This window comes from Desulfatibacillum alkenivorans DSM 16219, from assembly GCF_900142135.1.
Taxonomy (GTDB): Bacteria; Desulfobacterota; Desulfobacteria; order Desulfobacterales; family Desulfatibacillaceae; genus Desulfatibacillum; species Desulfatibacillum alkenivorans.
Genome location: NZ_FQZU01000009.1, coordinates 16,493 through 37,617, shown reverse-complemented (window position 1 = coordinate 37,617; position 21,125 = coordinate 16,493). Strand labels below are relative to the sequence as shown.

The following is a 21,125-nucleotide window of genomic DNA, read 5'->3' as shown; positions in this document are numbered from 1 at the left end:
CCGATTCAGGAATCAGTTAACAAAGGGTCGTCTCAAAACCGTGTTTTTCTTCCAGCGTTCGTCGTTCTTTTCAGGGTACTCGATGTTATAATGGAGGCCGCGGCTCTCCTGCCGGCGCATGGCGCACCGGATGACGAGCTTGGCCACCAGGGCCAGATTCCTCAGTTCCACCAGATCCGAGGTGATCTTAAAATCCCAATAATATTCGTTGATTTCCTGGGCGATGTTCTCGGCCCGGTTCTGGGCGCGCTGCAGGCGTTTGTTGGAGCGCACAATGCCCACGTAATTCCACATGAAACGGCGGATTTCGTCCCAGTTGGCCGTGACCATAATGGCCTCGTCGCTGTCCGTGGTCCCCACTTCGTCCCAGGGGAGAAGTTCGGGATAAGGCGCCAGGGCGCCGGATTCCAGTTCCGCTATGGCCCTTTTGGAAGCCCGATCCGCATAAACCAGAGCCTCCAATAAAGAGTTGCTGGCGAGCCGATTGGCGCCGTGGAGGCCCGTGCAGGCGGTTTCCCCCACCACGTAAAGGCGGGCGATGTCGGTTCTGCCGTCCAGGTCGGTGGCCACGCCGCCGCACATGTAATGGGCTGCAGGCACGACCGGGATGGGCTCTTTGGTCATGTCCACCCCAAAGGAATAGCATTTTTCATAAATATTGGGAAAACGCTCTTTTACAAAGGCCGCGTCCTTGTGGGAGATGTCCAGATAGACCGAGTCATCGCCGCTTTTCTTCAGCTCCGTGTCAATGGCGCGGGCCACCACGTCGCGGCAGGCCAGGTCTTTTTGAGGGTCGTATTTCTCCATAAAGGCATTGCCCTTGGAATCCAAAAGGACCGCGCCCTCGCCGCGCACCGCCTCGGAAATGAGGAAGTTCTTGGCGTCCGGGTGATACATGCACGTGGGATGGAACTGGACGAATTCCAGGTTGGCCACCCTTGCTCCGGCCCGGTAAGCCATGGCGATGCCGTCGCCGGTGGCGATGTCCGGGTTGGAGGTGTACAAATACACCTTGCCCGCGCCGCCGGTGGCCAGCAAGGTGATCTTGCCGGAGAATGTGTGAACCTCGTTGGTATTGGCGTCCAGGACGTAGGCGCCGCAGCAGGCTTCTTCGTGGGAGGTAACTACAATGCCGCGCTTCATACGCATGGAATAAGTGACCAGATCGATGGCGATGTGGTCTTCAAAAACCGTGATGCGGTCATTCTCGCGAACGGTTTCCACAAGGACCCGCTCAATTTCACGGCCGGTCATGTCCTGGGCGTGGACGATGCGCTGACGGGAATGGCCGCCCTCGCGGCCCAGGCTCAGCTCGGGCTCTCCTTCGCCTTCCTTTTCCTGCTTGAGGTTGAACTGAACTCCCATGTCGATCAATTCGCGAATACGGTCGGGCCCGCCCTTGACCACCATTTCCACCACTTCCTCGTCGCACAGGCCGTCGCCGGCGGCGTGGGTGTCCTGGATATGGAGGTCGAAACTGTCCAACTTGCTGAAAACGGAGGCCACGCCTCCCTGGGCCGCTTCGGTGCTTGTGTCCGTGATGCCCTTTTTTGTGATGACGGCCACGCTCCCGTGTTGGGCGGCTTTGAGGGCGAAGGTCAAGCCTCCCACCCCGCTGCCGATGACCAGAAAATCAAAATTGTATTCCATGCACTAGGCTCCTTGAATTTAAAAACGCCCTTTCTTAGGGCTTAACGCAAAAGGGAACCGGACTTGCGCTTTCTGTTTACGCCGCCCAGGATGATTCCCGTCAAAAGGACGGCGGCGCCGGAGAGAAACCATCTCCAGCGGGTATCCCTTCTGAGTTCCTTTAACTCCGCTTCGGCGCTTTCCGCAATATTCTTTTGCCGCTCGGTTTCGCGGCGTGCAGCTTCCAACTGCTGTTTAACCGTGAAAAAGTCTGCGGATTCCGCCTTGAGAGAGTTGTATTCCTTTTGAAGATTCGACGCGGTCCGGCTGTTTTGGGTATTTTCCTGGCCCAGGAGGGCGTTTTCCTCGGACAGCCGGCTGTTTTCCGTGGTGAGTTCCGCCATGGCCTCCCGAAGATTGGCCAGCTCCTTTTGCGTCCTTTCCAGAGTGAGGCCGCAAGGCTCCTGGTCGGTGAGCATCCGGGACAGCACCCAGCCTTCCTTGCCGTCGCCAAGCCGAATCTTGGCCCAGCCGTCGGATTGCTCCAGAAGCTCCACGGTCTGGCCCGTGTCCAGCATGGCGATGATCCGGTAGTCCACTCCCTTTCCGCTGCGCATGTTTATTTTTGTAATATCACCTATGTATATTGTGTCCGCAAAGGACAGAGAGGTTCCGGACAAGATTAACAGGATGGCAGCCAAAATATAACGTCTCATCAAATTCACTCCAAAGCATTGGCGATTAAAAGATACCGATCAGGCTCGGCTGGCCTGCAACGGGGATTTTCCGCCTTATAAGTCAATGAGGATATGGGTAACTAGCGAATCTGTCAATATAAACGTTGAAATCCCGCCGGGCTGTGTTATATTATTAAAACAGGGCCGCCATGGGAACATGGATGGTTTTTTAGAACAACCTTTGCAAAGCAATTTGCCAGCTATGATTATTTTTGACCTGCAATGCATTAACGGGCACGTTTTCGAGGGATGGTTCGACGACCTGGAATCCCTGGAAGACCAGTTGTCCAGGAAACTCGTGAGCTGTCCGGTTTGCGATTCCACGGAAGCCGTGCGCGTGCCTTCGACCTTTGGAATCAAGACCTCCTCCAGCCAGTACCGGGAAGAGGCTCCGCCGCCGCAGTTGAACGAAGAGCAAATCATCAAACAATTAGCTGAATATGTAGATAAGAATTTTGATAATGTAGGAAGCAAGTTTACGGATGAGGCCCTGAAAATCCACTACGGCGCCTCCGAACCCCGCAACATCCGAGGCACCAGCACCAAGGCCCAGGAGGAACTCCTGGCAAAAGAAGGGGTGAACTTCGTCAAGTTCCCCATGCCCGCCGCCCCCAAAGACGATACGGACGCTTAAAATCAACCATCTTCAGAACGGGATTCATTGCAGCCCCCGCACGCCGGAGGCTTGGTCCTGCTTTTTAATGAAGGAAATGATTTCATCCGGGGGTTCGGGAGACTTCCGGATTTGCTTTTCAGGCATTGACATACTCTTATATTCCGCCGTCGCCGCTTTACCCATGCAAAAAGATGGCGACTCCCGTAATAGCCGTAAGGAGCAACGCCGCAACAGGCCAGGAAAACAGCCAAAGCAAGGCAGCGCGGGTTGAGGCCTTAAAGGGAAACACAAAGAATCTTCGGCGAAAAACAAAAATTATTGACCAGTGTATCGGCGTCAATATCAAAATAAGGCTGAAAAAAAGCCCCCATCCAAGGCCAGAGAACTGAAAAGCAATATAACCAGGCCAATCACAAAACACTGCGCCAAGGTCGCACGTAGCTCTTTTCTGAACGCCAAGCAAGCCTCGCAACGTTGCTGACGTTCGTTAATCGAATCAGACAATGCCGGCCTATATGTACTTTTCCGAGGAGTTCGTGTAATATTGAAGCGTCTTATCCAAACTGCGCTGCGCGCGCTTACAAAACAAAAGCCGGGCAGGCCAGGCATTTTTTCACCGTTTTTCAATAGCCATTCAACACCATGTTTATAAACTATAAACCTTGATTTTTCGAGCCTTAGACAAAAATTCAAATTATGGAGGCGGCAATGTCAGACAAAGGAGTTCTTTGCAGTTATTGCGGACGGAAAAGGTGTTTTTTGGGGGATCTCAGCCAGGCGCCGGAGTTTTGTCCGTCACTCCACAGAGAAGAACAGATCGCCCATTCCAAAGAGGAGTTGGCAAAGGAAGATAACAAGGCGACCTCGCAAAACGTAGCCAAAACCTGGAAGGATTACGGCAAGCTGACCCGTGTGGAGGAAACCGCGCTCTTCGCCCGGCTGCAGGGATACAAGAAGCTCGGCGTGGCCTTTTGCGTGGGCTTGTCCGAGGAGGCCGAAAAGTTCGCCAATTATCTGCTGAATGAAGGCTTTGAAATCGCCACGGTCTGCTGCATGTGCGGGGCGCTGAGTTCGGACGAGGTGGACCTGCCTGAGGAGGACAAAATCTTTCCCGGCCATCGCCAGCCTTTATGCAATCCCATTGGGCAGGCGGAAATTCTGGATCATGAAGGGGTGGACCTGAGCATTCTTCTCGGCTTGTGCGTAGGGGACGACACCTTGTTCATCAAGCATTCCAAGGCGCCGGTGACCGTGCTGGCGGTCAAGGACCGGGTGCTGGCGCACAATCCCCTGGCTGCGCTGTATACCTCCAAGCACATATACACCCGCATCAACACCCGGAAGCCCAAGCTCAAGGGTGATTAAGCAAGGGATTCGGGCCGCCAGACCAAACAAATATACATTATGGTTTCAGATAGTTAATCATACATTCCTACGCGAAGCATGGGAACGGGCAGTAGCAAGACGCGAATCATAAAAGTGGTCAAAAGAAGGGAAGGCCGTGGAAGGCGCTTCCCTCCTTTGTTTTTATTCCTGGGCGACGGTCTGCAGAATATACAGGGCGTCCATGGTTGACAGGGCTTCTTCCTCGCCAAGCCAGGGCTCTGCGGAAGTATACCCCTTGATGTCGAATTCCGGGTCCAGCCCGCTTAAAACCTGCAGGATGGTAATGGCGTCGGCCATGCCCGAAACTCCGTTCAGATCCAGGTCGCCTTGCAGGATGTCTGCGGTCCACACGCCGGTTGCTTTCCAGGGATAATTGGACTCATCATACCAGATTGCCTGGACCACGCTATGGTCCAGCACGTAGATGGCGGGCGGGTTCGAGACGGACTGCCCCAGGGTGAAGGAGACGGTTCCCGCAAAGATTCCCGTGTTGGCCCCGGTTTCGCTCAACTCTACGGTGATCCCATTGGGCTCCATGCTGCTGAGCACCTTGACCTGAGCCGTTTCCGCGACGCCCGAATCGGCGTTCAAGGCGGCCCGGATGAGGGTGACGGTCATGGCGTCTTCGGTTCCCAGGTATTCCTCCTTATCCAGGGACAAGGGGCCGGAAATGAAGTCCGTGTATGCGTATTCCGTGGTGGTGTAAGGCGCCGAGTCCGAAGCCGCCAGCACGGAGGATGCACTGTTATCCAGAATTCTGAAATTCCGTATGTAATAGGGGCCGTCCACTTGCTGGTCGCCTATGTAGGCGCCGTCAAAGGCCAGTTGCACGGTTTCGGTCAGGGCGGAGGCCGCGGTGAATTGGGCGGAGGCATCCGTGATCTTGCCGTAATCGGAATACAAATCCGCTCGCACTTCATAGTCGCCCGCCTGAACGACGGCCGCATCCAGGGACACAATCAAAGCCTCGTACAGGCCGTCCACATCCAGATCCTGGCCCGCGTCGCTCCAGTTTCCGGCCAGGGAGGCTGTTTCGGGGTTTGCCGGAGCCACGTTCATGGAGCCGCTGAATCCCGCGCCGGATACGGAAGCGCCTGCGCCCATGTCGTAGGAGTTGAATGAGGCGACGACCTCGTCGTTGGCGCCCACGGCCAGGGAGGGGCTGGTTTGCACGTATTGGTCGTCCGTGACTTTTTTCGGCTCGCTCCAAACGGGATTGGTCAGGTCGCCGGCCTTGCTCATGTAAAGGTCGCCTTCCACGCCGTCGGCGGCCCGCCAGATGACTGAGGCTGCGCCCAGGGAATCCACCACGACCTTGGGATCCTCGATGTAGGAGGTGTTTTGGGTTATGATTCCCGGTTCGCCCCATTGCATGGCGTCAAAGTCAAACACGGAGTAGTGGAGGGTCTTGGCGTCCGCCGTACTGGAGGTCCAGACAGCAATGGCCAGGGTATAGGTTTCCGGCCCTCCCTCCTTGGAATAAACCAGATCCACCGGCCCGCAGGACACGTCGCAGGCGGTTTCCGTGGCCGAGTCCGGGGCCGTCAGAGCCGCGCCTGCCGTGAAGCCCGCCCCGTCCCAATAGGACCAATACACATTGGCGTCCGTGTTGGTGTAATCCACGTTTGAGCCGTCTGTGATTTCATCCAGTTCCGTGTAAGAAAGGCCATCGTCGTCCCGGCACCAGACCAGGAGCCCCTGGCCGTCTGCATTGGCCGCCAGGGCCGGGCAGAAGTCGGCTGTGCCGGAGGCGGTTCCCGTTATGGCGGCTGGGGCCGGCCAGACGCCGCCGGCGATGTCGTACGCCGAGTATTGAATGATCCAGTCCGTGCGCGAAGTGACGCTGTTGGAATTGTCCATGTCGTGCACCCACGCGGCCAGGACATTGGCGTTTATAGGATCGTAGGCCAGGGATACGGAGCCGTCCGCGTTGTCGTCGTCAACGACGCGTGCGGGGACGGACCAGTTAGAGCCGTTCCATACGGCGTAGTCAATATCCTGGGCGGCCAGGATGTCGTTCAGGTTATCCAGGCTGGGATCGCCGTCGTTGGTGGTCCAGGCGGCCAGAGCGTAATTCCCGTCCATGAAGACCACCCGGGGATCGGTTTCCCATTCGCTGTTGGGGCTGTCCAGGCCGATGAGGGGGGCTGCGGAAGTCCAGTTTGCTCCGTCAAAATACCGGAAGAAGACGTCCGGGTTGGGTTCGGCCTCGCCGGGTTCAGCGTCGTCGATCCAGACGGCGATCCGCCGGCCGGAGGAATTGGCGGAAAGGCCGGAGGTGGTCATGAGCCTGGGCACGCTGATATCGTCCACGGTAAGATGGGGGTAATCCAAAAGGCCTTTGCGGCCTTTGTTAAAGGACCAGGGGCCAAGCTCCGTGGAATAGAGCTCGGAACTGGCCAGGCCCCAGAACAGGGAGCCGCAAATTTTGATGGGCACTTTGACTTCCGCGCCCCAGGTTGTGTCCACGCCTGCGGAGTTTTTATAATTTATAGTGATTTCCATGTTGACGGACGGAGAGCCTGTGGCGGAAATCTTGGCAAGGCCCAGGACCGCAGCCAGGGACAAGGTCAAATCTCCGGTGATGGTGGTTCCCGGCGTGACCACGGCCCGCTCAATCTGCAGTTTCTTGTTCAGGACCGCGTTGCCGTTGACGTAAATTTCCACGTTGCCGGAGATGTCCACGGACACCGTGATGGGCACAGCGTAAACCACAAAGGTTTTGGAAAAGCCTTTGGACGGCAGGTCGAATGTGGTGGTTGCTTCGATCTTGCCGGTCCCGCGCTGGAACAGGAACTTCTCGTCAAAATTGCCCACCAGTTCGCCCTTTAAAGAGATCTTTTGGCCCAGGAACTTGGGTTCGGAATTGCATTTGGCGCTGAACCGGGACTTTTCCGTGATGAAATAGTCGGCCTCTCCCACGAACTCCACGCCCAAATCAAAGTCCAGTCCGCCCAAAAAGCCCATGCTGGAGGGGACATAGTCGTTCCAGATGAAATTGGTGGGGTATTCAAACGTAACGAAGTAATATTCGTCGCCGGCGTTCCAGTCCTTGTTGATTTGCTCGCTGATGCTTTCCAGAAAGCCGAACCAGCTTGGGAGCTTCAAGGCCTTTAGCTCATAGTTTTCCTCCTGTTCGACGGTTTTTCCGTCCTTTTCCATGACTATCGTGACCACAAAGGGCTCGGTCTTGCTGAAGTCCTTCATGTCGTAGGTTGCATAATACTCCTTATTTTGGGTGACCATGGTTCCGGTTTTTAGGGCGCCGCCAATGTCGTATTTAACTTGCTGAACCTCCGCAAAGTCGGTGGGCGCCATGTCGATTTTTACGGTCATCTTATTGGTTGCGGGAATGTCCGAAACAAAGGTGGAGACGACGCTGGAGCCCTCCGTTCCGTCATGCTCGGGAGTGAGCGCCACGTCCACGCCGGCGCCGTAAGCGGTGAAGACCTTGCCTGCGCTGGATGAATAGCAAGCGGCGCCTTTGCTGTAGAGATAGGCGTTGGTGACATAGGGATTTTTCATGCCGACTTTTTCGCCCACAGTCAGGGTGGTTTCGGTATTCCCGGAAGCATCCACCTGGGTGTCGATGGAAGTCCCGCCGGAGAGTTTGGCGCCATTGGCGATGGCTTCCGGCATAAGCTCCCAATGAACTTTTTCAATGCAGTCAGGATGTTGGCGCGTGACCTGGAGTTTAAAAGGCTCGGGCAGAGCCTCTTTTTTCTCGCCATATTGATTGTCGCCGTCGATTACGTCCATAATGCCGGGCTTGATGGTAAGGGGGCCGCTGGAAACCCCTTGGGGAAGGGGCGGGACTTTTTTGTAATTGGGGTAAACCAGGGGCAGGGCGTTCACCTGGGACACATTGATGCTCGTTGAATAATCGTTACAGGGGCAGGATTTGTCCTCGTTGAACAGATAGGTCAGGGTCAGGGTGATGCTCTCGCCTTTGTTGATGACTTGATTGACGGCTAAAGCAACCACGCCGTTATCTGCATTGTAAGCCCCGGAGGAAAGCAGGTTTCCCCCCACACCGCCCAGATACAGATTAACAGCAGCGATGTCGTCTTTTTCATTGCCTGTCCCGGAGGCGGTGAAGGAAACCGAATTAACGCGCCAGTCGTCCACGTCATTCACGGAAAGATTGATGACGGCCGCGACCTTTTCTTTTTCATTATCCGGGTTTTGGCCGTAGACTTCGTTGTAACCGGGGTTGCCTCCTCCGGCGGCCAGGGTCAGGACGGGCGAGACAAAATTGGCGATCGCCTCCGAGCAATCTCCGCTTACGGTAACGTCCTCTTGCCTATTCGAGCCGGAAGCCGCGCCGGTCCATTCCTTGAAGTTCCATGGCGAAACCTCGTCAGCAGTCAGCGTCACCACGGTTCCGCACTCCCCCCTGCCCCATTCCGCAGGCGTGACGGTGCATCCGTCCTGTTTCGCCTCAGCGGGCAGAATTTTGGTTGTCAGGCAGCAAAGGCCGTCGCCCACCTTAACTGTCTGGGTGTAATTGCCGTAGGACATGTCGCAAGTCGTGAGCATGCTGCCCCCTGAAGGCGTTGGAACGACGGTCATGCCGGTGGGATAAGGAGATTTGCAGACGTCCTCTTTGGTGATGGTTTGCGTCTCGCTTGCATAGGTGAATGTGTGGGTTCCGTTTGTGGTGTCGCCAGTGCTTTTACGGGCGTTGTTATCCCAATACCCCGAGGCGAGAACCAAAAGATCTTCGCCTTCCAAAGGCGATACATACAAGTCGTCAAACTGCATGCCCGGGATGGCTATTTTGTCCATTTCAGTTCCGCTGCCCAGGACGATGCGGTAGAGCCCCAAAGAGCCGTTCGCCGTGCCCGAGGCGGCGTATCCGGTGTGGCTGGCCACGGCGACGCATCCATTTTTCACAGCGCACCGAACGTTGCCGTAATCGGCTGGTATGACCGCGTCCGGGATCAAGGCGCCGCTTTCGTCAATTTCGTAAACGGCGGTCTGGCCGGACGAACCGGGTGCGCCCGCCAATAAGAGAAGGCCCTCGTCTACGTACAAATCCTGAACCGACCCATACAGGGTCGCGTCCTGCACCACGGAGAAAGTTGGTGCGGCGGACGCATTGATTACCAGCATGTCTCCGTCGGTTTCCACCAGATAGACGACGCCGTTGTAGACAGCCATTTTGGCGGGGTAGGTTCCCGGATCGTAGGTTCCCAGCAATGACACGCCCGAAGCAGGGTCCGAAACGTCCAGGACGTAAAGGTCATTGCTGATCAGCCCATACAGCCTGCCGTTTTCCACGGCCATCTTCTGAATGTTTGCGTAGTCGGTCCAACGCCCGATTAAAACCGGAAGGTCAGGGTCCGTCATGTCGTAGGCCCATAAGGCTTGGCTCGCTCCCATAAAAAGCGTGGTTCCGTCGAGAATCAGCACGTTGGCGTAACTGGGGGAAAAACCGGAGCCGTTGGCGGTAATATCGCTCAGGTCGTCAATCGCCACTTTGGTGAGGGCCTGGTCCTTGGTTGAAATCAGGTATGCGTAGGGGTAGTCCACAATCAGGTTGCTTATCCCGTATCCTTCGTCGAACTGCCCCCGAAAAACCGGGGCCGCAGGGTCGGTCAGGTCCGCCGCGACCATGCCGGCGTCATTGCCCGCAATAAAGGTGACATTCCCGTTAAAATCCACGCCGTAGGCTCTCATGTCCGTATAGGCGTATTCATTTTCCTTGTACGGGGCGCCGGTGTCGGAAACGTCGATTATCTGCACCCCTCCCTGGGATTCATAGCCGCAGCTGATGTAAATGAAACTCCCTTTTTTCGCCATGGTGTAGCCCGGGCATACGGGCGAGTACGCGCCCAACTCGCTAATATTGTCCAGGTCGGACACGTTATAAATCCGGAAGTTCGTATCCTCGCAGGCTGCGTAAAGCAGGTTGTTGGAAACCAGAATTCTGTCCGCGGGAATCAGGGTGGTGGAAGTGATGACGGAGGGGGCGTCCGGCGTGCTGATATCCACAACCTGCAGGGTGAAGTCCGCGCCCGAAACGTCAAAGGCCAGGTATATCCTGTCCCCGTCCATGGAGACGCCTCCCCTGCCCAGGCCTTCGCTCAGGACCTCGCAAGAGCCCGCTTCCTCGGGAGACAAAGGATCGGAAACATCCACCACGACGAACTGGTTGACGCCGGCCACGTACACGTAATTTCCGGAAGCCAAAACCGCAGCCGGTTCTCCGGATAAGGAGAGGCTGGCCACAATCTCGGGAGCGTCGCCGGTCAGATCCGCCGTCCGCAGAGCCTGGCCTTCGGCGAAATAAGCGTAGTCGCCGGATTTCGCAATGGCTCCTCTCCAGCCGCCAATAGAACCGGCGGGCTCAATGCTCCAGCCCTCTGCATGGACGGAGGCGGAAAACAGGCATAGGACAAAGCTGATAACAACGGCGATTTTCATCATGGAATAGGGTCGAAGTCCAGGGCGCGGCATGGGTCTACTCCTTTGGCTCAGGCAGCCTTGGCAAAGAATAAAGACGTGGACGGCGATTACGAGCGGGCGAGGGGTGTCCTTAACAATGCTTTATGCCTGAATCGCTGTATTTTTTTGTGCCGAAAATGATTGGGAAGAATATTTGCCTATTGGATGGGAGTCAACCCTGCAGGGATAAAAATGCGACATTTGACCTCGGCATAGGAAAATTCCTGCCAAACAATACATATAAAATCGTAATTTAAGATTTTTTACTGATTGATATATTTCATTGCATTCAAAAGGCTGGCAGCCGGCATAGAGCCAGGCGGACGGACGCCCCGAGAAAGCCGCTTCCTATCTGGCGGATAAAGCGGCGCCGTGTCGCCGCAACCGCTCGCAAATCCTTTTTTTGCACGCTTCATGCATTCTTAAAAATTGTCGCATGAATACAAGGACTTTTACTCAACTTAAGCATTAACCCGGGGCCAACCGGCATTGATTGTTCCTTGTTGAACGTCGAGGCGGCGATATAGGCGGCTCCGGCGTTTAAGCGCGCCTCTATCAGCCGGAGAAGATGACCCCCGGCGGATTGATTTACAAGCCGTAAGGTTAAGGACATAGCGGGCATGAAAAAGCAAAGAGTGTGGAGAATTTTCCTGATCAACCTGAGCCTGGTTATTGTCATTTTTTTGACGGTAATATTATTAGGCTTCATCTTCAGAACCAACCAGATTATCCACAACCAAATAGTTGTTACGGCCAGGTCCCACTTCCAGAACATCGTCCTTGCCAGGAGATGGAACGCTCAGTACGGCGGGGTCTTTGTCGAAAAGGCGGCCGGCATCGAGTCCAATCCGTACCTGGAGAATCCGGACATATACACCGTGGACGGCAAGGTGTACACCATGAAAAACCCGGCGCTTATGACGCGAGAAATTTCTGTTTTCGCGGAAAAGGCCCAGGATTTTCGGTATCATATAACCAGCCTGAGGCCGTTAAACCCAGACAATTACGCCAATGATTTTGAGACGGCCGCACTGCTCTCCTTTGAAAGTGGCGTGAAGGAGTCATTTGAAACCATCGAAAAAAACGGGCGAACGGTTTTTCAGTATATGGCGCCTTTATTTGTTGAGGCATCCTGCCTGAAATGCCACGCCAAACAAGGCTACAAGAAAGGCGAGGTGCGCGGCGGCATCAGCGTTGCATTGGACGTAACGGACATTTATACCCAAATGCGGGCCAACACGCTCATTGCATCCGGCCTGACCGCAGCCATTTCCCTGAGCCTGTTGAGCATGATCTGGTTTCTTGTGTCCAGGCTGGCCCGGCGCTTAACCACGGCCTACGAAACCATCGAAGTCATGTCCATTACGGACGAACTCACCCGGTTGCATAACCGCAGGCATTTCGAAACCCGCCTGGAGGAGGAGATCTCTCGCTCTTTGCGTTACAACTCGCCCATAAGCCTGATGATTCTGGATATCGATCATTTCAAGAAGGTTAATGACAACTACGGGCATCAGGCTGGGGACTGGGTGCTGACCCAGTTCGCCGCGCTGTTAAAAGACAATGTGCGCAAAGCGGACGTGCCAGCCCGCTGGGGCGGCGAGGAATTTGCGGTGATATTGACGGAGTCCACCGTCTCCCAGGCCAGGATGGCTGCAGAGAAAGTCCGGCGGAACGTGGAGTCCTCGGAATTCAACATCCCGGACGGCCGAAGCATTCCCGTCACCGTCAGCGTGGGTGTGGCGTCCCTGGACATGATTTCCGGAGATGAGGTGGGAAATGAAGCCGACGTTCTTGTCAAAACGGCGGACGACGCTTTGTACAGGGCCAAACAGGAAGGCAGAAACCGGACGGTGGTCGCCTCCGATCAAGCCAAATAGCGAAAACATCCACAGTCACTTCTGAGGGACTATACTCCTTCCCTCCTCTCTGAATTCAGGTATTCTCCCTTTATCCAACCTTGCCATGTGGGGGGCTTCCAGGCTGCCCAGGAGGATGTGGGTTTGGGTTTCCAGGGCGCTGGTGTTGGCCGGGAATACGCCGGCCGGGTCCTGGAGATCCGCAAGCACCTTGCCCTGGTCGTTGATGGCGAAGATATGACCGTAATGCTCGGCCTTGGGGCGAATGAATTTTGGCAGGCGGACGATGATTTTCCGCGCAAAGGGCTGGTCAGAGAGCTTGTCCAGCAAGGCGTTCCTGGGCGCCACCAGGGCCACCCAGTAGCGGCCGTCCATGCCCCGGGTGATATTGTCCGGGAAACCCGGAAGGTTTTCCAGAACCGGGGTGACCTGGCCTTTTAGACGCCCTTCCAGCCAATAGCGCATGACCCTGTATGCGCCGGTCTCGTTGAATAAAACCGACATGCCGTCGTGGGACACGGCCGCGCCGTTGGCGAACTGCAGCCCGTCGACCAGCACGGAGGCCCTTTTTGTGTTTGGATCGTACATGAGCAAACGGCCGTTTCCGCCGTGCTCAACCAGGTCCAGCATGCTGGCGTCCACGGAATTCCCAACGGTGGAGGGGTTGAATTTGACGGATGCGTCGGTAAAATAGATTTTTCCGTCCCGGGCGACGTCCAGGTCGTCGGCGTAAGCGATGGGGACTCCCTGGGCCCTACTGGCCAGGACGGCGGCCTGCCCGTCCGGCCCGATGGACAACAGGCCTTCTATGGCGTCGGCGACTATCAGATTTCCGTCGGGCGAAAAGGCCATACCCAAGGGCCTGCCTGCGGTATTGACCCAATTTTGGGGATTTTTGCCGTCCTTGTCCAGGCGCACAATCCAGCCCTGGGCCGTGCCCGTGTAAATGCGGCCCTGTGCATCCACGGCGACGCCTTCGGGTCCGGTTCCGGAACCTATGTTCACGTATTCCAGGCCCGCCAGTTTGTTGTTGGCGGAAAACGGCCCGGTATAGCCCAGATCCTCCGGGGCCTGCCACGCCGCCGGGTCCACGGGAACCGGCCAAAACAATAAATAGGCGGTTAGAACGAATATCAAAGTAAAAAACAGAGAAAACAGGCGTTTCATGGCGGATTCCTTCCAAGGCCGGTGGTTCGGGTTTTCGGGATTGGCGAAAAAACCATATCATTATTTCGGATAAAACTGCAAATTCGGAATGGAATGGACCGGGTTTTGCTTGACTTGTTTAGGAGCGATCAGGAATCCTGTTAATAAACAGATTAACCGGATTGAGGTGCGCCATGGAAAACAGGGAGACTCCTCGTTTGATTTCTATTTTACACGCTATGCAGGACGGAATTTACGTGGTCAACGCGGACTACACGGTGGAGTTTATGAACGAAGCCATGATCCGCATTTTCGGGGACCATACGGGCAAAAAATGCCACGAGATGCTTATTCAGTCCCAGGCGCCGTGCTCCTGGTGCCGTGCCAAAGAAGTGTTTGAGGAGCAGGCCACGGTCCAATATGAGATGGACCTGGAACGGGTGGGCAAGGTGTTTCGCATCACTGAACTGCCTCTTACCAACGCGGATCAAAGCATCTCCAAAATGAGCATATTCCGGGACGTCACCCGGTCCAAGCAGCAGGAGCGAAAAATCCGCTCCCACAAGCAGGATTACGAAAGGCTGTTCGATCAGGTCCCCTGCGGGGTCTATGTCAGCTCCAAGGAAGGCAATTTTCTGGACGCCAATCCGGCTTTGCTGAAAATGCTGAATTACGACAGCAAGGAAGAGTTTCTGGCCATGGACATAGCCAGGGACATCTACCTGAACGCCGAAGACCGGGACAAGTTCATGGAGATGATCGAAAAATCCGGCATGGTCTCCAATTACGCGGTGGATTTCAAAACCCGGGACGGCAAGCCGGTTTCGGTGATTATCGCCGGCCACGTGCGCTACGACGATCACGGCGAGGTCCTGGGATACGAAGGGATAATCGTGGACCAGTCCCAACGCAAGCTCATGGAAAGGGAGGTCCAGGAGGCTCACGACTTTTTCGACAAGGTGATCCAAAGCTCGCCCAACGCGATTATGGCGGCGGACATGAAAGGCAACATCCTGATCTGGAACCGGGGGGCTGAGGAGCTTTTGGGCTACAAGGCCCATGACGTTATCGGACGCATGAACATCGTGGACGTCTACCCGGAAGGCATGGCCAGAAGGGTTATGAAAATGATGCGCTCCCGGGAGCATGGAGGCCGCGGTTTAGTAAGGTCGTATCCGTTGCTCGCCAGAACCCGGGAGGGGGAGTTCATCGAGGCCAACATGTCGGCGGCGATCATTTACGACGCCCAGGGCAGGGAAATGGCTTCCGTGGGCATTATGGTGGATATGCGGGAGCGGGCCAGCATGGAGCAAAAGTTGAACAACGTCAAAGAGCAGCTTTTGCAGTCGGAGAAGCTGGCCGCCATGGGCAAACTCACCAGTCAACTGGCTCACGAGCTGAACAATCCTCTGTTCGGCATTATGAACACCCTGGAACTATTGAAGACGGAAATCCCCGAAACTTCCAAGCGGCGCAAAATCCTGGACATGGCTTTATCCGAGACCGTACGGATTTCCGAAATGCTGAAGAAGATGCTCAGCTTTTCCAAGCCGGACCAGGAGGAGCGTCAGATCACGGACATCAACACCATTTTGGAGGAATTGCTTTTACTGCACGAAAGGCAGTTGCAGGAAAACGACGTCAAGGTGGTCCGCGATCTGGCCGAGGGGCTGGAGCCTGTCATGGCCTCCAAGAATCAATTGCGTCAGGTGTTTTTGAACGTAATCGCCAACGCGCGGGACGCCATGCCGGAGGGCGGGACCTTCACCATAACCAGCCGGGCCCAGGGGGATTTTATTTATATTGACCTGGCCGACACGGGCGTGGGCATTCCCGAGGAGAACCTCAGCAAGATATTCGACACCTTTTTCACCACCAAGGGCAGCGTCCAGGGCGTGGGCCTGGGGCTGTCCGTGTGCTACGGATTCATCCGGGACCACGGAGGCGACATCAAGGTTTCCAGCGTTCCCGGGGAGGGGACCACCTTTACGGTGTCGCTTCCGATCCATAGGCCCGAAGAATAAGCGAATAATGTAATTGGAACGGATGTTGCTTGGAATATTCTTAAGTATTTAATTTAAGGATATTGTGGCCATGGAATGCCCTAAAAACCTATTCCGAGCAGCATGGAGCCTAATAGTTTTGACAGCGGCCGTCAGTCTTTTGGCGATGCGCCCTCCCCCCTTGTACGCTAATGAAATTCCTGAAGAAAATCCGCCAGTATATGAACGGGAAGGCGTTTCCACGGTTTTTGAGGAACCCAGGGACTTTAGGGGCGCCGCCGTGGAATGGACGTACCACAAAACGGCGAACGACGAGCACCCCAACGGATTGGAACAGCAGCAGTTGTGGCTGTTGAACCGCGCCCGAGCCAATCCCTCCCAGGAGGGGTATTTTCTGGCAAACCTGGATGACCCGGATACTTTAGGCGCCATTTCCGCCTTCAGCGTGGACCTGGACATGATGCAGGATCAGTTTGACGCCCTGCCCGCCCAGCCGCCCGGCGCCTTTGACAATCGTTTGTACAGCGCGGCCTATGAGCACAGCCAGTATATGATCTCAATTGACAACCAAACCCATACCGGGCAGTTGGACCGGGTTGACGCCTCCGGCTTTGTATGGAACAGGGTGGGCCTCAGCGTATACGCCTACGCCAAAAACGGAATATACTGCCATGCGGGATTTAACATCGACTGGGGTTACGGAGAAGGCGGCATGCAAGTGCCTCCCGGGCATCGGTACAACACCATGTCCATCAAGGTTTCCTACGGCAATTTTATAGCCGGCGACATGTACAACATCGGCATCGCCGTGGTTCCCGAAAACGATTCCGGCACTCATGTAGGCCCTCTTGTAGTGACGGAAAACTTCGCCCGGGCCTACACGGATCCCGCAGACCACTACAACCGCTTTTTGGTGGGCACGCTCTGGGAGGACTTGAACGGCAACGACTATTACGACTCCGGGGAAGGCATCGGCGGCAATGTCACCGTCACCCCCGTGGGTGGAAATTACTATGCAGTGACCCCGCCCAGCGGCGGGTTCGCCGTGCCCATCCTCGCCTCCGGCAGGTATGACGTGACCTTTACAGGCGGAGGGCTGGCCTTTCCCGTCACCCGGACCGTTCGGGTGGAAGACGTGAGCGTACTCCTGGACATGCCCATTAGCGAGGATTCGGACAACGACCGGCTTTTTGACAGTTATGAAAGGGAGCATTTCGGCGCCCTGGGGGTTTCCAACGGAACCGGCGATCAGGACCAGGACGGCCTGAGCGACGCCGGAGAATATCGTTATTTGACGGACCCCAATGTGAAGGACTCGGAAGGCGATCAAATGTGGGACGGCTGGGAAGTGACATACGGCCTGGATCCCATGTATGACGACAGCCAGGAAAACCCGGACGGCGACGCATACACCAACGTGGAGGAGTTTCTTTCCGGAACCGACCCCACCGTTTATACGGCGCCCTGGCCCGGAGATCCGGATCAGGACGGGGTTCTGACCTTGAAAGACGCGTTGTTCTGCCTGCAAATCCAGGCGGGAGCGAGAGGCGTGGGAAATTTTCCCCTATACGACATGGACGGCGATGGAAGGGCCGGGGTGGAGGAAGCCATCCTGATCCTCAAAAAGCTGGCCGGCCTCCCCTGACGCCCAAGAATATTAATCGCGTTTGTAACCCCATCCAACATGTCCGCGACCCAATATCAAGGCGGAAACGGCCCTTTCGGGCCTCACGAAAACCTTGATTCGCGGATATGCAATCATGAAAAAACCTTGCTTGCTTTTTTGCCTGATCCTGGCCATGGGCGGCGCGGGATGCGCCCGGCCTGAGCTTCACAGTAAATGGCTGGACGGAGGCCTCGCCATTGACGGCCAGGATGACGATTGGCAAGAATGCCTTTTGTATTACGACGAAGACAGCCGGATTTTGGTGGGCGCATACAATAACGACCACTATTTGTACGTGCGGGTTTCTTCGCGAAACCGGGGCTTCGCCCAACAGGCTATGCGTTCGGGCCTGGCTTTATGGTTTGACCTGGACGGAGGCCAAGACCAGGAATTCGGCGTTCGCTATCCGGTGGGCGCCATGGGCGTCCGCCGGGATATGGAAGACGGGCCGGAAGGAGGCTTGGACCGAATGCCAGGCGCCATGGAGCGGCCCCGCAACAACGACATAGGCAGCCGGGAGCATAGGCCTTTCATGCCGGGCGAGGTGCAAATCCTGGGGCCGGAAGAAGATCAGGAGCGCCTGCTGGAGGTGGAGGACGCCGACGCCCTGGAGGACATCCGGGTTTGCATCGGACGCTCCCACGACCTGTTTGTGTACGAAGCGCGCATCAGCCTGCAGCATTTAGGCGGCGGTGAAATTGCCGCCCCCCTTGGCATGGGCGTGCTGACTTCCCCCCAAGGCGGAGGTTCCGGCATGGGCGGCGGCCCCCCCGGCGCATTGAACGCCATGGGCGGCGGCCCTGGCGTCCCCGGAGGCGGAAGGGGGGGCGGCCCCGGCGGAGGGAAAGGCGGCCCCGGGATGTTTTCCCCAGAAAATACAGAATTGTGGTTTAAGATATATCTGGCCAAAAGGTCCGGGTGAAGCAGGCGGCGGCGCCCTTTGTCAGGCTGACGGCTTTTTGACGATTATTGATGAAATACGCCGTCTTTCATTTTTCCTTGACACAGGCCCGGGCCGGCTCTATATTAGGCTTCTTTTGTTACGCGGCTAAAAGGGCGCAGGCAGAAGTACGAAGCGCTCTTTTTTTTCGCGCCAATGAAATAGTCGCCGGCTTTTTGGCTTAAAGCTGGCTTTTCTTTTGTCCGATTACGTTAAAAGCCCTATATGAATAGGGTGAAACAAAATTTAAATGCAAGGGGGAATTTCACCTATGCTTTGCACCACCATCAAAAAAGGCCAAGAATGTCCTTTCATGACCAAAAAAGGCTGCTCCTACAACGGCGGGGCCTGCTTTACGCTTGTTGAACAGTGCACCGGCTGCACCCGCGTGGTGGAGTTGGAGAGCGGCTGGTACTGCACCGCCTGCCCCGAGCCGGGCATTAAATGGAAGAACGGCAACTGCAACCTGGCGACCCACGTGGCCCGCGAGACCAAGGAAGGCGTGAAGATCAACCCGTTGAAGGCTTCCAAGCGCGGCGGCCACTGATTCTTTCGTTCATGCAGTACGGCCGGCATACAAAAGTGTCGGTTTTTCAGACCAGGAAATACAATTTTGTCATTGCCAAAAGGCCCCTTGCTCTTTTTGAATGGGCCTTTTGCTATGCAATCGCTTGACAGGGAGGCTGCGCGTCCGAGCTTCAGGAGCGCTCCCCCCGGCTTACAAAACAGGCGTCATAATTTTTACGAAAACGGTAGATTATTGACACCCTTGGAAAATCAAGCGATTTGCAGGTAGTAAGCGCATAGGGCCGGCTGAGGCCCCGGGCTCCATCCATCCGCCTATAATGCGGGCTCAGGAGCTTGTGAAATATTTCATATATTTTTTTGTTGCAAATGGCATAAAATGTGCTTACTATAGACGTCAGATGGCGACGCGGGCAAGAACCGACCGCCCACCCGACTGGATCCAAGGCCTCCAGTCAGGGCAACCGGTTTGATGAGGGTCCAGATGCTACTGTGTTTTCAGTGTACCCCCCCCTCCACCCTCCCTGAAAAGACATTGCAGGGACCCTCGCCCCGTCACCCTCCTTTTTAATCCTGAAATTCAGGACAAAAAGAGAATAAGCCGCTCCGACCCGGAGCGGCTTTTTTTGTCTCCCCATGTTGTCTGATATCAGCACGTTGCGGCGATTCCTCCCAAATTGGCCCTTTTTGGCAGGCCGGAAATGCAAGCGAGCTTTCGCTCTTTTTTCGTTTATTGCCTTTTTGCAAAAGGTTTTACACGATCGGAAAAATATACATTTCCAAATATTTATACCGGTCGGCATACTTTGGTATGCTGCTTTTCCGATTTTTCAGGACGCATTCCTGAAATACCGGATAAAAATCACTGAAAAAGGCGCCAACTTCCCAGTGCCCTTTCCGTTTTTCCCTCAAATTCGGCGTGGGTCGCCTCATTTTATCCGCGCGATGCTCTTATCTCCGAAATTTGCCTTGATTCCCCCGTGGATAGCCTTGTATGAAGTAGGCAGACGATCTTTTTGACAATGTGAAGATGTAACGGGGGAGGGTATGGTTTACCTGGATGATCTTCTCGTCCATGACGATTTTGCCAAAGCCGTTCAGTCCTTGGGGCGGCCTTTTCTGCAGGAGGCCGGGCTGGGGCCAGTTGACCAGTTGGGCGTTGTGACGGCCGACGCCGAGGCGGCCTCCAGGCGTTTGGAGCAAAAGGGGCTGCAAGCTTTCTTCATCGCCGGCGGCCCTGTTCAAATGTGGACGGAAAACGGCAAGGACCGGGATTTTAGGGGGCGGATTGGGATTTCAAGCTACCAGGGCGCGGAACTGGAGTTGCTGGAACCTGGAGAAGGGTCGAATTTTTACAGGCAGGCCCTTGATCCTCTGGGCCGCATGACCGTCCACCACCTCGGATTCATGGTTCCGGACGTGGATGCAGCCTCCGAAAAGCTGACGGAGGCCGGCTGTCCTTTATGGGTCCGGGGCCGCATAGCTTCCAAACCGGTCCGCGTGGAGTTTGCGTACATGGACGCCAAGGAGCAGTGCGGGTTTGTTATCGAGTTCATAACCGTCAGCATATTCGGCAAGCAGATAAGGGCGCCTCATGGCCTGTACAATTTGCTGGCCGGTATGCAAAAAAAAATGGGAAAACGCTCCTGGGAGTTAAACAAAGGGTGAAATGGTTATATAGAAGGCCTTCCCCGTCAGGAGGCGGGCTATGAAAATCCGAGTTGTTGAGTTCAGGCACGTATACAGCAATCCCGGGTTATGGTTGTTTTTGTTCACGGTGGACTCCATGCTTTTTATGTTAGGCCTGGTCTACTGCCTTCAAAACGGCGTATTCGCCCTTATTGCGATTTTTCCGCTGATCCTATACGCCTTGACCGCCTGGTTGTATGAACGGACCCGCCGCAGGGCGCCGTCTTTGCTGGTGGACATCGATTCCATCAAGTGGCGCACCGGTCCCAAGGACAAGCGCCGGGTGCGCTTTCGTACTGTGGAGTCCATAGAGTATCAGGGGGAAGAGGACGACTTCGCCTTGGTTCTAAAAGAGAAGGACGGCGCCAGGCATGTAATCGCCATTCCCGGTTTGGAATCCAGGCGGGGGGAGTTGGAGCGCGTGCTCAGGAAAAAGGCCAAGGAATACGAATTTTTCGCCCAATAGCCTTTTGCAATCC

13 protein-coding genes are annotated in these 21,125 nt (G+C 55.6%); 9 read left to right on the top strand and 4 right to left on the bottom strand.

Translation table 11 applies throughout. The features are described from left to right. Positions 1 to 12 precede the first annotated feature (12 nt). Positions 13 to 1,650: an L-aspartate oxidase gene (gene nadB / locus BUE18_RS09640; RefSeq protein ID WP_073475212.1), complete on the bottom strand. Its 1,638-nt coding sequence runs from the start codon at positions 1,648 to 1,650 to the stop codon at positions 13 to 15. A gap of 41 nt (positions 1,651 to 1,691) precedes the next feature. Then, positions 1,692 to 2,345, bottom strand: a complete 654-nt coding sequence (locus BUE18_RS09635) for a TIGR04211 family SH3 domain-containing protein (RefSeq protein WP_073475210.1) — start codon at positions 2,343 to 2,345, stop codon at positions 1,692 to 1,694. 223 nt (positions 2,346 to 2,568) lie between these two features. Here BUE18_RS09635 and BUE18_RS09630 point away from each other — a divergent pair, with 223 nt between their 5' ends. After that, positions 2,569 to 3,000, top strand: a complete 432-nt coding sequence (locus tag BUE18_RS09630) for a DUF1178 family protein (RefSeq protein ID WP_073475209.1) — start codon at positions 2,569 to 2,571, stop codon at positions 2,998 to 3,000. Positions 3,001 to 3,690: 690 nt separating this feature from the next. Further along, complete coding sequence (locus tag BUE18_RS09625) at positions 3,691 to 4,347, top strand: DUF1847 domain-containing protein (RefSeq protein ID WP_073475207.1); 657 nt, start codon at positions 3,691 to 3,693, stop codon at positions 4,345 to 4,347. A gap of 162 nt (positions 4,348 to 4,509) precedes the next feature. Here BUE18_RS09625 and BUE18_RS09620 read toward each other — a convergent pair whose 3' ends face one another. Further along, complete coding sequence (locus tag BUE18_RS09620; protein WP_073475205.1) at positions 4,510 to 10,830, bottom strand: LVIVD repeat-containing protein; 6,321 nt, start codon at positions 10,828 to 10,830, stop codon at positions 4,510 to 4,512. A gap of 608 nt (positions 10,831 to 11,438) precedes the next feature. Between BUE18_RS09620 and BUE18_RS09610 the strand changes: the two genes are divergently transcribed. Continuing rightward, positions 11,439 to 12,698 (top strand): diguanylate cyclase, encoded by a 1,260-nt coding sequence (locus BUE18_RS09610; RefSeq protein ID WP_073475202.1) that lies wholly within the window; start codon positions 11,439 to 11,441, stop codon positions 12,696 to 12,698. Between the two features lie 15 nt (positions 12,699 to 12,713). On the opposite strand, the gene BUE18_RS09605 is transcribed toward BUE18_RS09610, so the two are convergent. After that, positions 12,714 to 13,844, bottom strand: coding sequence for an SMP-30/gluconolactonase/LRE family protein (locus tag BUE18_RS09605; protein ID WP_073475201.1), 1,131 nt, complete (start codon positions 13,842 to 13,844; stop codon positions 12,714 to 12,716). Between the two features lie 197 nt (positions 13,845 to 14,041). Between BUE18_RS09605 and BUE18_RS09600 the strand changes: the two genes are divergently transcribed. The 6 genes from BUE18_RS09600 (at position 14,042) to BUE18_RS09575 (ending at position 21,112) form a co-directional block, all read left to right on the top strand. Beyond that, a complete protein-coding gene (locus tag BUE18_RS09600; RefSeq protein WP_244549301.1) occupies positions 14,042 to 15,847 on the top strand; it encodes a PAS domain-containing sensor histidine kinase in 1,806 nt (601 codons plus the stop codon). A gap of 160 nt (positions 15,848 to 16,007) precedes the next feature. Next, positions 16,008 to 17,471 (top strand): hypothetical protein, encoded by a 1,464-nt coding sequence (locus tag BUE18_RS09595; RefSeq protein WP_170868314.1) that lies wholly within the window; start codon positions 16,008 to 16,010, stop codon positions 17,469 to 17,471. A gap of 115 nt (positions 17,472 to 17,586) precedes the next feature. Beyond that, positions 17,587 to 18,414 carry a hypothetical protein gene (locus BUE18_RS09590; RefSeq protein WP_073475196.1) on the top strand — a complete coding sequence of 276 codons (828 nt, stop codon included), beginning with the start codon at positions 17,587 to 17,589 and terminating at the stop codon, positions 18,412 to 18,414. 268 nt (positions 18,415 to 18,682) lie between these two features. After that, entirely contained in the window at positions 18,683 to 18,979 is a 297-nt protein-coding gene (locus BUE18_RS09585) for a PxxKW family cysteine-rich protein (protein ID WP_342039440.1), read from the top strand. Between the two features lie 1,025 nt (positions 18,980 to 20,004). Continuing rightward, positions 20,005 to 20,625: a VOC family protein gene (locus tag BUE18_RS09580; RefSeq protein WP_073475192.1), complete on the top strand. Its 621-nt coding sequence runs from the start codon at positions 20,005 to 20,007 to the stop codon at positions 20,623 to 20,625. Positions 20,626 to 20,665: 40 nt separating this feature from the next. Continuing rightward, complete coding sequence (locus BUE18_RS09575) at positions 20,666 to 21,112, top strand: hypothetical protein (protein WP_073475191.1); 447 nt, start codon at positions 20,666 to 20,668, stop codon at positions 21,110 to 21,112. Positions 21,113 to 21,125: the final 13 nt, after the last annotated feature.